We start from the raw sequence: 15,888 nt of genomic DNA, 5'->3' as shown, positions 1-15,888 counted from the left end.
AGGCGGTCCTGGTGGGACCGCCCGCCGCCGACGCCGTACCGGTCGCGGAAGCCGGCGTACCGGCGTGGACCCTGCGCGTGGACGTGCCCCGCGCCGGGACGGCGTCCGCGGGACTCGACACCGGCGCCCCTCCGGTACGGCGGGTGCGGGGCGCGGCCGGGGAGCTGACGGACCACGACAGCCTCGTCCTGTTCACCGCGGGCACGACCGACCAGGCCAAGATGGTCCCGCTGACCCACGCCAACGTGGCCGCCTCCGTGCGGGACATCTGCGCCACCTACGAGCTGGGTCCCGGGGACGCGACCGTCGCGGTGATGCCGTTCTTCCACGGACACGGCCTCTTCGCCGGTCTCCTGGCCACCCTGGCCAGCGGCGGGTGCGTCCTGCTGCCCGAGCGCGGCGGCTTCTCGGCGCCGACCTTCTGGGACGACGTACGGGCCGTGTCCGCGTCCTGGTTCACCGCGGCGCCCACCGTCCACGAGATCCTCCTGGAGCGGTCGGCGACGGAGTACCCGGGCCCGAGCCTCGCGCCGCTCAAGTTCGTCCGCAGTTGCAGCGCGCCGCTCAACACCGCCACCCAGCGGGCGCTGGAGCGCACGCTCGGCGCGCCGCTCCTCTCCGCGTACGGCATGACCGAGTCCACGCACCAGGCGACCAGCGAACCGCTGCCGCAGCAGGGATTCCTCAAGCACGGCTCCGTCGGCCGGTCGACCGGGGTGGACCTGCGGGTCTTCGACACGAACGGGAGGCCTTGTCCGGTCGGTACGCAGGGTGAGGTGTGGGTGCACGGGCCGACCGTCGCGCGCGGCTACCTGGGCGACCCGGCGGAGACCGCGCGCGGCTTCCGTGACGGCTGGTTCCGCACCGGCGACCTGGGCTCACTGGACGAGGACGGGTACCTGTTCCTCACCGGACACATCAAGAACCTGATCAGCCGCGGCGGTACGGTGATCTCGCCCGAGCACGTCGAGGACATCCTCGCGGGGTGCCCCGGCGTCACCGAGGCGGCCGTCTTCGCCCTGCCCGACGAGGGGAACGGGCCGCGGATGGGCGCCGTCGTGGTGGTGAGCGACGGCGAGTCCACCGGGCCCGAGATCCTCCAGTACTGCCGCAACCGGCTGCCCGCCTCCGAGGTGCCCGACCGGCTCGACGTCGTCGGCTCGCTGCCGCACACGGCCAAGGGCGGCCTGGACCGGCCGGCGGTGGAAAGCCTGTACGGGCGCTGACGACTCGTACGGGCACGGACAGTTCGTACGGGCTACGGGCACGGACAGCTCGTACGGGCGCGGACAAGCCCGTACGGGCACAGACCCCGGGGCCCGGTCGGCCCGAGGCTCAGCGCATGCGGTGCTCGCCCGGCAGCGACTGGTCGAAGAACTCGTCCAGCGACAGCTCCGTCGCCGCGTTCACGAACGCCCGCGCGGCGATCGAGCCCGGCGTCGCCGCGTGGATCGCCACCGAGATCTGCGCCCGCGCGTCCGGCGCCACCAGCCGGACGGCCCGCGGCCTGCCGATCACCGGCATGGCACGCAGCCACGTGTGCGGCACGATGCTCGCCCACTCGCCGACGCCCACGTGCGCGTAGAGGGACGCCACCGAATCCGTCTCCACCTGCGGGGTCACCACGACCCCGTTCTCCGCGAAGACCCGGTCGATCAGCTGCCGGATCCGCATGTCGGGCGTCAGCAGCGCGAGCGGCAGCTGCGCCGCGTCCGCCCACGCCATGGTGTCGCTCTGGGGCATCAACTGGTCGCCGGACGCGAGCAGGACGTACCGCTCCTGGTACAGCGGCACCACCTGGAGGCTCTCCCGGTCGTCCGGCGCGAAGTGCGCGATCGCCGCGTCCAGCTCGAACTCGCGGAGCTGGCGGTGCAGCTCCTTGGCCGACTGCCGGGACTGGACCTGCACCTTCGCCAGGGGGTGCGCCCCGCAGAACGCCGCCACGGGCAACGCCAGGGTCGTCGACGCCGTCGGTTCCGTCCCCAGCCGCAGGGTCCCGGTGATGCCCGACTGGACGGCCGCCACCTCGGCTTTGAAGGCGTCCTGCTCGGCGAGGATCCGCTTGGCCCAGACGACGAGCCGCTCGCCCTCCGGGGTGAGGCCCTCGTAGTTGTGCCCCCGGTTGATGAGCGTGACGTTCAGTTCCCGTTCCAGCTTGGCGATCGCCGCGGAGAGGGCGGGTTGCGAGACGTAGCAGGATTCCGCCGCCCGGGCGAAGTGCTTCTCCCTGGCCACCGCCACGAAATACTCCAGCTGACGGAACAGCATCGGCGACTCCTCCCTGCCTGGGCCCCGCCGGCCACCGCGGTGGGCCGGATCCCGGACCCGGGTCGGTCCGGCGGCACCACCGGCCCGCTGACCAGCGGTCACGAACTCTACCCGGCCCCGAACGGACGTCACCCTTCCGCGTCCGCCCGGGCAGAGTCCGTGGCCGGTATCAGCGCTGCGGTACGGGGAAGCTCACCGGCCCCCGCCGGCCGGCCCGGTTCACCGCCCGGACGCCGAAGAAGACGTTGTCCTTCGACAGGTCCACGGTATGACTCGTCGCCGTGCCCACCCTGATCACGGAGGTCCACTCCGGCGCGGTCGTCTCGCGCCACACCACCTCGTACCCAGCCAGGTCGGGCTCCGTGCCCGGGTCCCAGACCAGCTGGGTGGCGTTGGTGAGCACGCTGGTGACGATCTTCACCCCGCGCGGGGCCGCGGGGGCCTGGGCGAGCGTCCACAGCACCGCGCCGTTGACCCGCGCGACCCGGGCGATGTAGCCGAAGTCGCAGAACTCGGGCAGGTCGCCGTACTGCTTGCCGTCCTCGACCCGCACGTCCTGGTGCTGGTGCGCGAAGTCCTCCGCCGGCTCGGTGAAGCGCGCCGCCGCGTACCCGCGCTCCAGGAACGGGATGTGGTCACCGCCCCGCAGGTAGCGGTCGCGGCGGTAGACCACCCGTACGTTCATGCCCGTCGCGTCGTTGTCCGCGACGTCGCGGACGAACCGGGCGAGCTGGCGGCTCGGCGAGTCGTTCTCGCCGCCGACCGAGCGCCGGGTGTCGGCCTGCTGCGGGGTCTCGGACGTGGGCACGCCCTCCGCGAAGAGCCGCACGCTGTACGGCTCGCGGGTGCCGTCGTCCGCCCGGGAGCTGCCGACGATGTCGTTGGTGAACATGGCCTGGACGTTCGTACCGGCGGCCTTGAAGCTCTCCGCCAGGTACGCCGATCCGTACAGGCCCTGCTCCTCGCCCGCGACGGCCGCGAAGACGATCGTCGCGGCGGGCCGGCGCCTCGCCATCACCCGCGCCAGCTCCAGGACCACCGCGACCCCGGAGGCGTCGTCGTCGGCGCCGGGCGCGTCACTCGTGGCGTCCATGACGTCGGTGGCGCGCGAGTCGTAGTGCCCGGAGACGACATGGACCCGCCCGGGGTCGACGGCGCCGCGGAGCGTCGCGACCACGTTGGTGATGCGGGTGGCCACCGGGATCCGGGAGGCGGGCTCCTGGACGTACGACTGGAGCTCCACGGTCATCCGGCCGCCCGAGGCCGCCGCGTACCTCTTCAGCTCGGCGAAGAGCCAGTCGCGGGCGGCGCCGATGCCCCGCTCGGGGTCGTCCTGCGTGGACAGGGTGTGCCGGGTCCCGAAGGCGGCGAGACGCCGTACGGTCGCCTCGATCCGGTCGCGGTCGATCTCCTTGAGCAGCTCCCGCAGCTCCCGGTCGGGATGCTGGGCGGTCGCGGCGGGTCTGCCGCCCGCCTCCCGGCCGCCGGATCCGGCCGCGCTCGCCGACGGGCCCGAGGCGACGACGGCGGCTCCGGCCGCGACGGCGGCGGCGGACGACAGTACGGTCCTGCGGGGTGTCCCTGTGGGGTGCTGGGGCATGACGGTCCCTTCCACGGATGCGGGTGTTTCTGCCGGTACGCGAGAGGCGTAGCGCTCCATGGTCATGGACAGAACAACGGATCACAAGGCCGCACCGGAGGGGCCGGGGCGGTCCCTCCACGGACCCGCCCCGGCCCCCGCGCCCCGCGTCGTCCTCAGGCCTTCGTCACCCCCGGCCGCCCCGACTCCACCCGCAGCCGGGCCAGCGCCACCGACGGCGACTGCGGCCGCAGGACCGTGCCGACGGTCCGCACCTGCGCGTCGATGCCCTTCGTCCCGATGTCGAAGAGGTGGTAGCCGCGGTGGCAGTCGATGAACTTCCAGTGCGGGTTGTCGGCGCGCAGCGGATCCCACTGCGCGTCGAACGCCGCCACGCTCTGGTCGCCGTTGGAGCTGATGGACGTCCCCACGAACTCGGCGCCGACGACGGCCGACCTCGGATCCGCGTAGTCCCGCTTCAGGTCGCTGATCATCGTCAGGTGGCGGTCGCCGCTGAGCACCACCGGGTTCTGCACGCTCCGGAAGCGGGCCAGCAGGTCGTTGCGCTCGACCTGGTAGCCGTCCCAGGCGTCGTAGTACCACTCCTTGCCGGGACCCGCGAGGATGTCGGTCTCCGCCATCATGATCTGCGAGGCGAGCACGTTCCACCGGGCCCGCGAGGTACTGAGACCCGACCGCAGCCACCGCTTCTGCTCCGCGCCCAGCATGGTCAGCGACGGGTCCTGGGCGCCCGCGTGCGTGACCGCCTGGTCGCTGCGGAACTGCCGGGTGTCCAGCACGCTGAGCCGTACCAGCTGCCCGAAGTCGAAGCGCCGGTACATCTGGATGTGCGGACCGTTCGGCACGGCCGAGGCCCTGACCGGCATGTGCTCGTAGAACGCCTGGTAGGCGGCGGTCAGCCGGGCCACGAACGCGTCGTGCGGCTGCTTGCCCGGGTCCTGCGGGACCTCCCCGGCGAAGTCGTTGTCGACCTCGTGGTCGTCGAAGGTCACGATCCAGGGGGCGGCCGCGTGCATGGCCCGCAGGTCGGGGTCCGTCTTGTACTGCGCGTAGCGGTTGCGGTACCCCACCAGGTCCACCGGCTCCCCGGTGCCCTCGTGGCGGCGTACGGCCGAGGCGGCGGGGGCGCTCTCGTAGATGTAGTCGCCGACGAAGACCACGACGTCCGGATCCTGCCGCCGCATGTCCGCGTACGGCGTGAAGTAGCCGTTCTGCCAGTTCTGGCAGGAGGCCAGGGCGACACGCAGCCGGGAGGGGTTCGCGGCGGCCGTACGGGTGTGCCCCACGGGGGAGAGCTGCGAGCCGGCGCGGAAGCGGTACCAGTAGTCCCGGCCGGCGCTCAGGCCCGGCACGTCCACGTGGACGCTGTGCCCCAGCGACGGCGAGGCGGTGGCGGTGCCTTGCCGGACGACGGTACGGAACCGCTCGTCGAGGGCCACCTGCCAGCGGACCGGCACCGTTCTGTTGGGCATGCCCCCGCCGTTGAGGGGGTCCGGGGCGAGCCGGGTCCACAGCACGACGGAGGTCGTCAGCGGGTCCCCGGAGGCGACTCCGAGGGTGAACAGGCCGTCCGGCAGGGGGGCGTAGGCGGGGCGGGAGAGTCCGCTCGCGCGGGCGGCGGGCGCGGTCAGCAACTGTCCGGTGGCGACGGAGCCGGCGGTGGCGGCACCGGCCATCAGCAGGCGGCGGCGGGCGAGTTCGGGCATGGGGGTTCCCTTCTCATTTGCGGCATAGCCGCGGAGAAGGTGTCAGGTCCACAGACACAGGCACCCAATTTCACCCGGCCGGACCGTGACACAAGAGTGTCCACTGACGCCGTATCAGCTCAATCTGGACGGAACGAATACCCCGGGAGTACCAACGGATTCACCTGAGTGCCACGGATCGGACCGCACGAGGCGTCGTACGACCGGATCCGGCCAACGCGCCGCCCGGGGGGTGCCGATCCGCCCTGTTCGAGCTGCTCTGAGCGAAATCACTCCCACCGGGGGCCCCGGCTCCCTACGCTCGGAGTCAGCCGACCTCAGGGAGCCCGTGATGGAGATGCCAGGCACGCCGCCCCCGTACGCCGATGTCGCCCAACTCGCCTGGGCGGTGCTCCTCCTCGAACAGGCGCGCCATCTCTTCAAGGAGGCCGAGACCTCCTGCCGTACGCTCACCGCCCCCGGGACGGCCGTCGAGCACGAGGCGGGGCTCGCCCTCCTCACCGCGGGGGCCTCGGAGGCCGCCGTCACGATGGCCTCCGCTCTCGGCTTCGCCACCGCGGGCCTCGACGCGAAGGCCGGCTGGAAGCTCCGCAGCGCCCGCGACCTCGGCAACCTCCCCGCCGGGATCAGCCGCACGGACCGCCCGCTCGAACCGGCCGTGACCGAGGCACTGCTGTTGGTACGTCAGGTGGCGGAGGTCTACAACCACGACACGGTCAGGGAGATAGACGACGCGCTCGCCGCGGGCGCGCCCACCTGGCCGCCGCCCGAGCGGGACGCGTACGGGCGGGAGCACGGGAACCGGATCTGAGGGGTGGTCACGGGCCGCGCGAACGGCGCCCCGGCACGGCCGGATTCACGGGGCGGCCCATCCGGTTCAGACGGTCGTACGGCACGGCCGGTTCCGCGCGGACCCTGTGAGATGCCCGCCATTACGGGCGGCCCGCGGACGGTTGACGGTCTCTCTCCACCGGCACGATCATGCAGGTCGGGCCGCTGTCCGGGCCGGGACCGACCGCCCGGTACCGCGCGCCCGTGGTTACGGGGGAGCGTCATGACGTGGGTCCGGGCGGGCTTCCCGCCCGGCTCCGTCCTGCGCGTTCCTATCTCGACGGAACGAACCGGAAAGAGACTCATGCGCTATCGCACCCGGGTGACGGCCCCGGCGGCCGCACTCCTCGGCACCGCCGCTCTCACGCTCTCCTCTCCCGCCGCGCAGGCGGCCCCTCTCGCGGGTGGCCACGGCTCCTCCGGCGGGGGCACCCCCGGCGGGGACAGCCTCGGCGACCCGGTCTACCCCGTACTGGGGAACACCGGCTACCGCGTCTCCGCCTACCTGCTGGACTTCACCTACCTCGCCGACACCCGGCTGGTCGAGGCGCGCGTGACGATCGTCGCCCGCGCCACCCAGGACCTCTCCCGCTTCTCCCTCGACCTGCTCGGCCCCGTGGTCCACGAGGTGCGGGTGGGCGGCCGGCGGGCGGTCTTCGAGCAGCAGGCCGAGAAGCTCGTCGTGACCCCGCCGTCCCCCGTGCGCGAGCACGGGAAGCTGGTCGTGCGGGTCGACTACACCGCCGACCCGCGCAAGATCGCGCCGCCGTACAACGGCTGGGTGCCCACCCCCGACGGTTTCGCCGTCGCCGGACAGCCGGACCTGGCGCGGACCGTCTTCCCCTGCAACGACCACCCCACGGACAAGGCCCACTTCACCTTCCGTGTCACCGCCCCGGCCGGACTGACCGCCGTCGCGAGCGGTTCCCACGTCTCCACCAGAACGAACGCCGACGGCACCACCACCGCCGTCTACCACTCACGCGACCCGATCGCCACCGAGATCGTCCAGGTCACCGTGGGCGACTACCGGATCGTGGAGCGTCCAGGGCCGAGCGGGATGCGGCTGCGCGACGTCGTACCGACCGCGCGGGCCGAGGCGCTCGAACCGGCCCTCGCCCTGACGCCCGGTCAACTCACCTGGCTGGAGCAGCGGCTGGGGCGTTTCCCGTTCGAGGCGTACGGCATCCTGCCGGCCAACACGGACGCGCCCGACGCCTTCGACTTCACCGGCCTGGAGACCCAGACCCTCACGATCTATAAGCCGAACTACCTGCTCCAGCAGGAGAGCGCGATCGGCTCGCACATGATGCACGAGCTGGTCCACACCTGGTTCGGCAACCTGGTCTCCCCGGCGACCTGGGCCGACCTGTGGCTCAACGAGGGCCACGCGGACTACTACGGCCTGCTCTACCGGTACGAGCGCGGCTGGCCCGACTCGATCGGGCTGACCACCATGGAAGCCCGGATGAAGGACGTCTACTCCCGGGGCGACCAGTGGCGCAAGGACTCCGGCCCGGTCGCCTCCCCGACGGCGGCCAACCTCTTCGACAGCCAGCGCTACACCGGCGGGGTCCTGGTCCTGTACGCGCTGTGGACGCTGGTCGGCGAGGACGTCTTCTCCCGTATCGAGCACACCTTCCTCGACCGGTACCGCAACTCCAGCGCCTCCACGAAGGACTACATCGCGGTCGCCACCGAGGTCGCGGGCCAGGACCTGACCGGGTTCCTCACGGAGTGGCTGTACGGCACGACCACGCCCCGCATGCCCGGTCACCCCGACTGGACCGTCACGCCTCCCAAGGTGTCCGCGGCCCGGCGGGACGACCGGCCGACGCCGAAGGACCGGGCGAGCGCGACGCTGTGAGGCGGTAGGGGGTTTCCGTGAGGTGACGGGCGGCCACGGACTCCAGCACCGGCCGCCAGTCCTCCATCACCCCCGCGTCCAGGCCGACGGCCTTGCCCTCGTCGTCGGCCTGGCGCAGGGTCACGGCGTCCTCCGCCAAGGGGTCCCGGGCGAACGAGGCCGCCTCCGCCGGGGTCATCGGGCCGCCCTGGAGCCGTAGCGTGGCCGCGCTCTGCCCGGACAGCGGGCGCCCGGGCTCGACGAACGCCAGGTAGCGCTTGGCCGGCACGTGGAGCTGGACGAGCCGGGCGACCCGGAGGCCGAGCAGCGGGCGTACCGCGTCCGCCGCGAGATCCGCGTGGCGCGCGTCGTCACCGGGCAGCAGCAGATGACCCAGGTCATGGACGAGCCCGGCGATCTGGAGTTCCTTGTCGGCGGGACGGCGCCGGCGCAGCAGCGCGGCCGTCTGCAGGGCGTGGTCGTGGAGGTCGACGGGGTCACCGGTGCGGTCCGGGGTGTCCCAGGCGCCCCGGCTCGCGTGGAGGAGATCCATCAGTTCGTCGACCGAGTTCGCAGCCATGGTGGCCCTTTCCCGTCCTGTTCCCGTACTGGAATGCCTGCCGTCGCCCTGCCGAGCAGATCACGAAGTGGTGAACGGGTCGACGCCCGGCCTTCTGAACAGGCGGCGAACAAAAACCGACCGTATTTTGTTCGCCATTTCCCCTGTCGTGGGCGCCCCGGGTACGGCACGCTGGACGCATGAACGCTGCCAGACATGCCGGCGAACGTCTGATGACCTGGCCGGGTCTCAGCCGGGGCCGGGCCTACTGCGGCACAGACCTGTGCGTGCGCACCGAGTCCCAGGAGATCGTGCACTTCCACGGCGAGAACGAGGCCGACGTGCACCTCACCAACCCCATGATCGCCAAGCTGCGGCCCGCGCTCAAGCGGTCCACCGCGCTGCGGCTGCGGGCCGGCTCCGGCTGGGTCACGGTCCGGCTCGACACCGGCGCGGACATCGATCTCCTCGCCACCCTGGTCAGCGCCGCACTCCAGGCCGTCGCGGGGCTGCCCGAGGAGGGGGGCACGGGGATCGTGACCGACCCCTGCACGCGACACAACAGGGCGTACTCCCGCTGAGGAACCACCCGGCCACCGGACCCGATCAGGTCCGGTGGCCGGCGCACGTCTCGCGGGGCGCGGTCAGGGCTGCGGAGGGCGGTCGTCCGACGGCGGCTCCTGCGTCCCCATCTGCTCGTTCATCCGCTTCTGGGCACTGTCCGTCTGACCGCTGTACTTGTTGTCGGTCTTGGCGTCGAACGCGTCGCCACCCTTGTCCACGCCCTGGCGGCTCGCGTCGTCATGGCCCTTCATGAGGTTCTTGAGCTTGTCCATCATCGACATTGCTTGCTCCTCACTCGGAACGTACTCACCCCCCACCATCCCCGCTGCCCGGCGATCCCGCATCCGCAGCGTGTGTTCCCAGGTCGGCGTGTGTTCCCAGGCGTCTGTTCTCAGGCGTCGTCGTCGGGGTCGAGCGCCCCCGTCCGGTCCAGCGCCTCCCTCACCAGCGCCGACGCGAACACCGCCGGATCGGTGTCGCCCGCCAGCCGCGCCAGTGCCGCCGGGTCGTCCGGCAGGCCCAGGCGGCGGGCGCCCTGGAGCGCCTTGTCGTCCAGGTAGGGCGCGACCTCCGGCCAGATCCCCTGGACCTCGCGCAGGAAGATGTCCGCGCCGACCGGACCGATGCCCGGCGTCTTCTGGATCCCGGCGGCCAGGGCGCCCACGTCACGGCCCGCCGCCTCGCGCAGTCGCCGCAGGTCACCGCCGTACTCGTGGAGGAGCAGGCGGGCGCCGTCACCGAGCTGGGTGGCCGTGCGCTCGTCGTAGCGGCGGTAGCCGCCGCGCCCCAGCGCGTCCACCCGCTCCTGCCAGGTGGCGTCGGCCATACGCCGCGGTGTGCGCAGCCCCGCGTCGCCGAGGGCCCGGCAGGCCGCGACCGCGGTCTCGCCGCGGATCCGCGCGCTCAGCAGCAGGGCCAGGACCAGGGTGCGGTAGAGCGGCTGCGGTGTGTCACGCAGGCGGATACCCGCCTCCCACGCGTAGGTACGGCCGTGGGTGTCGAGGAGCTTCCTCACGGTCTCGCTGTCACTGGATCGCGGCACAACACGCCTCCTCCGACGGACAGTTGCCGGTGCGGCGCGGGGCAGGACCTCTCTCCCCGCGCCTCCACCATTGTCGCGCCGCCGCGCGCCGGGCGCACACGCTGCCGGGCGGGATCAGGCCCGGGCGAACCAGCGGGTGATCTCCGTGTCCGTGATCTCCTCTCCCAACTCCTCCGGCAGGGCGTCGAGTTCGAGCTGGGCCACCTGGGCGTAGTGCTTCGCCACGCCGGGCGCGAGGATTTTGTCCGGCAGTGGGCCGGCCCGGAACGCGTCGAGGGCGGCGCTCAGTGTCGTGTGGACCGGCGGCGCGGTGTGATCCGCGTACGCGTTGCCCGTGACCGGCTCCGGCGGGGTGAGCGCGTGCTCGATGCCGTGCTCGACCGCGGCCAGGGCGGCCGTCAGGGCGAGGTAGGGGTTCGCGTCCGCCCCCGGCAGCCGTACCTCCAGGTGCGGGGTGGCCCGCCCCACCACCCGTACCGCGCAGGTCCGGTTGTCGTAGCCCCAGGTGAAACTGGTGGGGGCGCCGGTGTCCGGCTGGTAGCGGCGGTACGAATTGGTGTTCGGCGCCCACAGGGGGGTGAGGTCGGGCAGGACCGTGAGCAACCCGGCGACGGCCTGGGAACCCGTGGCCGACAGGCCCCCCGAGGGGGCGGCGAACACCGGCTCGCCGTCCTGCCACAGGGACAGGTGCAGGTGCAGTCCGCTGGCCGTGCCGGGCTGCGGGGTGGGCATGAACGTCGGGGCCAGCCCCGTACGGTCGCCGGTGTGCCGGGCGATGCGCTTGAACAGGACGTGCCCGTCGCACGCCTCCACCGCGTCGCCGTACGGGAAGGTGATCTCGACCTGCCCCGGGGCGGCCTCGGACTTGGCCGCCTCGATGGGCCGGCCCGCGTGTTCCAGGTGTTCCTGGAGCAGCCGCAGGTAGCGGCTCGTCCGCGGGTCGACCTCCAGGGCGAAGTCGCGGTTCTTCGCCGACACGGGACGCAGCGCCTGGTGGAGGGTGTCCTCCAGGCGCTGGTGGGTGCCGCGGTAGAGGGCGAACTCCGTCTCGATGCCCACCTTGACCCGCAGGCCCCGCTCGGCGAGCAGGTCGAGCTGCCGGCGCAGGATCCGGCGCGGCGACACCTCCACGGGCCGGTCGTCGAGGTAGGCGTCCGCCTGGACGACCACCGTCGCCGGATCCCAGGGGGCGGTCCTGATCGTCGTCAGGTCGGGCCGCACCTGGAAGTCGCCGATGCCGCTGTCCCAGGACACCAGCTCGAAGTCGGACGGCGGCAGCATGTCGACGTCCGTGGCCAGCACGTACGCGCACACGTCCGCCCCGTCGCCGGCCACCCGGTCCAGGAAGTACCGGGCGTGGTACCGCTTGCCCTGCTGCCGGCCCTGTACGTCGGAGAGCGCCAACTCCACGGTTCTGACGCGGCCTTCGGCCACCTCGGTGCGCAACTGGTCGAGGGTGAGGCGCCCGGTGGCCCGGGCCGGCCGGTCCTGGTCGGCGGTCATCAGATGAACTCCTCGACGTGGGCGCGGTCCTGGGCGGCCGGGGTGGGCGTCGGCGGGTTGTAGGCGCGGCGCGCGAACGGCCAGCGCAGCTCGGCCAGCAGCAGGACGGCGACCAGCGCCACCGGCGCGTAGTTGAACGTCTCGACGGTGACGGGGTCGCGCTGCGGCAGGCAGAATAGCACGGTCACGAAGCCGACCCAGATCACCGCGATCCACCCCACCGGCCTGCTCCAGCGGCCCAGGTGCCAGGGGCCCTTGCGGAACCGGCTCCCGTGGCGGAGGCGCAGGAAGATCGGGATGGCGTACGCGGGTGTCATCCCGATGATGTTGATCGCGGAGACGGCGGTGAAGGCCGTGGGCGAGTACAGGCTCGGCAGGGTGATCAGGCACGCGGCGGCGACCACCAGCCACACGGCCAGGTGCGGGGTCTGGCTGCGGCTCAGCTGCCGCCACAGGCCGGAGCCGGGCAGCGCCCCGTCGCGGGAGAACGCGAACACCATGCGGCTGCCGGCCGCGATCTCGGCGTTGCCGCCGCACAGCAGCACCACGATGACCACGGCGAGCAGCAGCGTCGCCCCGTCGGTGCCCACCGCGTCGACGAAGATCTGCGCCGGGGGTACGGGGGAGGCGGCGGTCGTCGCGTAGTCCTGGATCGCGGACGCCATGGAGGCCAGCAGGACGAAGCCCACCGCCCACGACACCCAGATCGAGCGCACGATGCCGCGCGGGGCCGACACCGCCGCGCGGCTCGTCTCCTCCGACATGTGGGCCGAGGCGTCGTAGCCCACCAGGGTGCCCTGGGCGATCGCGAGGCCGATGCCGGTGACGTACAGCGGATTCGCCCAGCCGGTGCCGTTGCTGAACTCACCGAGGACGAACGACGCGGGCTGGTGGCTGTCCGGGGCGATCCACAGCACACCGAGGATGACGGCCACGCCGGCGAGGTGCCACCACACACTGATCGAGTTCAGCACACTGACCAGCCGGACGCCGGCCAGGTTCAGGGCGGCGTGGAACAGGAGGATGGCGACGAAGATCACCATCGTCTCCTCCGGTGTGACGGCGATGCCCCACTGGAGGTCGAGGACGGCCCCGGTGAACAGGGCGGCGCCGTAGTCGATCACGGCGATGCCGCCGATCAGACCTAACAGGTTCAGCCAGCCCGTGTAGAACCCCCAGCGCCGGCCGCCGAGTTGGTCGGCCATGTAGAACATCGCGCCCGAGGTGGGGTACGCGCTCGTCACCTCGGCCAGCGCCATCCCGACGAAGAGCACGAAGAAGCCCACCACCGCCCAGCCCCACAGCATGACCGCGGGACCGCCCGCGATCAGGCCGGGCCCGTACAGCGCCATGCAGCCGCCCAGCACCGAGATGACACTGAAACTCACGGCGAAGTTGCCGAAACCGCCCATCCGCCGGGCCAGCACGGGTTCGTAGCCGAGATCGGCCAGCTGCCGGTTGTCGTCGGACACCTGCTCGGGTCCTGTGGCAGGTTGTGGTCGGGTCGCACCAAACACTGAGGTCCTCCTCATGGGACACACTCATCGGGGGGAAAGGATCACCAGGAACGACGGCTCAGGGGGAGCCGTTCGCCAGGGCCGCGTCGTGCGCGTCGAGGAACAGGCGCTCCCACCGGGCTCCGTCGGCGACGAGGTACAGCCAGGGGCGGGGGGAGGCGTGGGCGCCCAGTGTGCGGAACACCTCGGCGGCGGGGCCGTACTGCTGGCTCGACCACAGCGCGTGCGCCAGGTAGTTCATGTCCTGGGTCAGCCGCCGCGAGGTGGTGACGGCGAACCAGTCCCGGTACGCCGTCCGCGCCCGCGCCAGCGCCCGGTCGGTCACCCAGTAGAGGCTGGCGTCCAGCGACTCGCGGCCGGTGTGGGTCGCCCGCCACCGCTCCACGGCGACATAGAGGGGAAGGGCCAGCAGGGGTGAGCCCGTCGGCGCCCCGTCCGCCACCCACCGCGCGAAGAAGTCCTGATGGGCGACCGAACCGCCCTTGCGGACCAGGAAGTAGCGTGCCATCCGGTGGTACGCCTCACGGTTGCCCGGGTCCCGCCGGTCGACCTCCGCCAACAGCCCCCAGGGGCCGGGGAACAGCTGCGGGTCGGGGGCGTGGCGCCGGTGCTCCGGATCCACCTGGTCCGGGTCCAGCTCGGCGAGGGCCAGCCGGCAGAGGTACGGCACCGGATCGTGCGGCGCCACCTGCGCGGCGGCGGCGCAGGCCGCGCTCGCGGTCCACCACAGGCTCTGGAGGTGCTGGACGTCGCCGATACGGTTCGCCCGCAGCGCCCGCTCCACCGCGACCCGGGCCCGCATCACCGACGCGGGCCGGCTGTCCGGGACCTCCCGCTGCCACGTCTGCACCACCGTGGTGCCGGCCGACGCGGCGCCCAGCACCTGCGTACGGAAGGTCCACCGCGACCAGTCGGCGCCGCCCTCGGCGCGTAACACGCCCGCCTCGGTGCGTAAGAGCAGGTCCTGCATGGACATCCAGTAGCCCGAGGCCACGTCCTGGAGCACCGCGCGTAATTCGTGGTCGTCCCCGGCGGGCCCGGAGGACAACCGCATCCCCCGCCCGGACCTGTCGCCCGTCCCCATGGCGTTCACCGGCACCGGCCCCCGGGCCCGCCGGGGGCGGAGGACCGGGGTAACGGCCGCACAGGAGACATCGTGATTCCTTGTCGCAGGTCAGGGGGGTCCGCTCAGGACGCCGTCCATCACCGAGGGTTGGCGCTCGGTGGCCCTGCGTCCCGGCGCACCAGCATGGCACTTGGGCTTTCGTAAAGAAAGCTCGACCGGAACTTTGTTCTCCCCAATTGCACGTCCCGATGCGCCGATTGACCGTTTTCGACCGGGCGGCCTCCGTGTGGCGGAATACGCTTTCCGAAAAGGGCACTTCAGGCCAGCAGGCGCAACGCCACTTCGGCCAGGCCGACCGTGACGGTCTGGCCCCACGTCAGTTGCAGCGCGTCACTCTCCATGCCGTCGCCGAACGCGACCAGCCGCTCCGACTCCACCGTCAGGCGCAGCCGGTGGCTCCCGGTCAGGACGCCCGTCAGCCGGGACGTGCCGGTCGTGGGGGACGGCCAGGCCTCCCGTACGCACCAGACCAGGACGGGATCGGTCGGCGACGGCGCCGGCAGCGCGCCGCCGCCCAGCGAGCGGAGCCAGCCCGTCGCCCCCGTGCCCGTGCCGACCAGCACCCCCGAGGACGCCTGGGCCTCGGCGGGACCCGTCCCGTCGTCCGGGCCCAGCCGGTAGCGCGAGGTCTGGTGGTCGGGCCGGCCGAGATAGATCTCGTTGAGCGCGAGCAGCCGCTGGGTGTCGTCGGCGACCGCCTCGACCATCGTCAGCTCGTCGACCCGGGCGGCCCGCCCGGGGCCGGCCGCCCGGAGCAACGCGCCCGCGTCGCCGGGACGGTGGCGTACCAGCACCCCGAGCCCCCGCCCCGGATCCGTGTCGATCCCCACCACCACCTGCCCCGTCAGGTACTTCGCGGTGTTGGCGACCAGCCCGTCCGCGCCCACCACGACCACCACGTCCTCGGGGCCGAACAGGAACCGGTCCAGGTCCGCGCGCTCCACCCGGGCCTGCCGCCACGACAGCGGCACCGCCGCCGCCACCTCCGTCAGCGCGCGGAGCGCCCGGTGGTGGCGCGCGGCCACCTCGTCCAGGGACCGGCCGCGGGACGAGAGGTAGAACGCGGCCTGGCCGTGCGTGCCGTGCCGGGCGAGCAGCTCCTCGTACTCACTGGTGCGGTGGACCAGCACCGCGCGCGGCGCCAGGCTCACGCGGACCCGTCCCCGGGGCGGCCCAGCTTGGCGAGCAGCCCGGTGAGCACGTCGGGGGAGAGGGTGAGGCTGTCGACGCGCGGCAGGTTCTCCGCGAGGCGCGTCGCGGCCAGCGCGTGCAGCGTCGCCGCGTCCACCTCGCCGTGCACCCGCAGCCAGGCCGACTGGGCCGCCG

14 protein-coding genes and 1 pseudogene are annotated in these 15,888 nt (G+C 72.6%); 4 read left to right on the top strand and 11 right to left on the bottom strand.

The window, feature by feature from the left end:
- The coding region (locus GT042_RS26190) for an AMP-binding protein (protein ID WP_161311194.1) at positions 1-1,226 on the top strand (1,226 nt) is incomplete at its 5' end.
- 109 nt (positions 1,227-1,335) lie between these two features.
- Here GT042_RS26190 and GT042_RS26185 read toward each other — a convergent pair.
- The 3 genes from GT042_RS26185 to GT042_RS26175 form a co-directional block, all read right to left on the bottom strand.
- A complete protein-coding gene (locus GT042_RS26185; protein ID WP_161311193.1) occupies positions 1,336-2,268 on the bottom strand; it encodes a LysR family transcriptional regulator in 933 nt (310 codons plus the stop codon).
- A gap of 169 nt (positions 2,269-2,437) precedes the next feature.
- Complete coding sequence (locus GT042_RS26180; protein WP_161311192.1) at positions 2,438-3,868, bottom strand: M28 family metallopeptidase; 1,431 nt, start codon at positions 3,866-3,868, stop codon at positions 2,438-2,440.
- A 155-nt stretch (positions 3,869-4,023) separates the two neighbouring features.
- Complete coding sequence (locus GT042_RS26175; RefSeq protein ID WP_161311191.1) at positions 4,024-5,574, bottom strand: alkaline phosphatase D family protein; 1,551 nt, start codon at positions 5,572-5,574, stop codon at positions 4,024-4,026.
- Positions 5,575-5,905: 331 nt separating this feature from the next.
- On the opposite strand from GT042_RS26175, the gene GT042_RS26170 reads away from it, so the two are divergent.
- Together GT042_RS26170 and GT042_RS26165 are read left to right on the top strand one after the other, a co-directional pair.
- Complete coding sequence (locus tag GT042_RS26170; RefSeq protein WP_161311190.1) at positions 5,906-6,385, top strand: hypothetical protein; 480 nt, start codon at positions 5,906-5,908, stop codon at positions 6,383-6,385.
- Between the two features lie 324 nt (positions 6,386-6,709).
- Positions 6,710-8,272 (top strand): M1 family metallopeptidase, encoded by a 1,563-nt coding sequence (locus tag GT042_RS26165; protein WP_161311189.1) that lies wholly within the window; start codon positions 6,710-6,712, stop codon positions 8,270-8,272.
- On the opposite strand, the gene GT042_RS26160 is transcribed toward GT042_RS26165, so the two are convergent.
- On the bottom strand, positions 8,196-8,831 hold the full coding sequence (locus GT042_RS26160; RefSeq protein WP_161311188.1) for an inositol oxygenase family protein: 636 nt from the start codon (positions 8,829-8,831) through the stop codon (positions 8,196-8,198). The two genes, GT042_RS26165 and GT042_RS26160, sit on opposite strands and share 77 nt — an antisense overlap.
- 179 nt (positions 8,832-9,010) lie before the next feature.
- Between GT042_RS26160 and GT042_RS26155 the strand changes: the two genes are divergently transcribed.
- Positions 9,011-9,391 carry a luciferase family protein gene (locus tag GT042_RS26155; RefSeq protein ID WP_237531191.1) on the top strand — a complete coding sequence of 127 codons (381 nt, stop codon included), beginning with the start codon at positions 9,011-9,013 and terminating at the stop codon, positions 9,389-9,391.
- Between the two features lie 63 nt (positions 9,392-9,454).
- On the opposite strand, the gene GT042_RS26150 is transcribed toward GT042_RS26155, so the two are convergent.
- From GT042_RS26150 to GT042_RS26120, 7 genes and pseudogenes are all read right to left on the bottom strand, one after another.
- Positions 9,455-9,655, bottom strand: coding sequence for an antitoxin (locus GT042_RS26150; protein WP_161311187.1), 201 nt, complete (start codon positions 9,653-9,655; stop codon positions 9,455-9,457).
- Positions 9,656-9,765: 110 nt separating this feature from the next.
- Positions 9,766-10,416 (bottom strand): endonuclease, encoded by a 651-nt coding sequence (locus GT042_RS26145; RefSeq protein WP_161311186.1) that lies wholly within the window; start codon positions 10,414-10,416, stop codon positions 9,766-9,768.
- 114 nt (positions 10,417-10,530) lie between these two features.
- Complete coding sequence (locus tag GT042_RS26140) at positions 10,531-11,919, bottom strand: glutamine synthetase family protein (RefSeq protein ID WP_161311185.1); 1,389 nt, start codon at positions 11,917-11,919, stop codon at positions 10,531-10,533.
- Positions 11,919-13,331: an amino acid permease gene (locus GT042_RS26135; protein ID WP_237531193.1), complete on the bottom strand. Its 1,413-nt coding sequence runs from the start codon at positions 13,329-13,331 to the stop codon at positions 11,919-11,921. The genes GT042_RS26140 and GT042_RS26135 overlap by 1 nt, the downstream gene beginning before the upstream one ends.
- A 163-nt stretch (positions 13,332-13,494) precedes the next feature.
- Complete coding sequence (locus GT042_RS26130; protein WP_161311183.1) at positions 13,495-14,490, bottom strand: hypothetical protein; 996 nt, start codon at positions 14,488-14,490, stop codon at positions 13,495-13,497.
- A gap of 329 nt (positions 14,491-14,819) precedes the next feature.
- Positions 14,820-15,713 (bottom strand): hypothetical protein, encoded by an 894-nt coding sequence (locus tag GT042_RS26125; protein WP_161311182.1) that lies wholly within the window; start codon positions 15,711-15,713, stop codon positions 14,820-14,822.
- Positions 15,710-15,888: pseudogene (locus GT042_RS26120) on the bottom strand (SPFH domain-containing protein); the annotation flags it as partial. The gene GT042_RS26125 and the pseudogene GT042_RS26120, both read right to left, overlap by 4 nt.

The organism is Streptomyces sp. SID3212, from assembly GCF_009865405.1.
In the GTDB taxonomy this organism is placed as follows: Bacteria; Actinomycetota; Actinomycetes; order Streptomycetales; family Streptomycetaceae; genus Streptomyces.
Note: the sequence above shows the minus strand (reverse complement) of the source record. Positions and strands in the feature narration are given on the sequence as shown.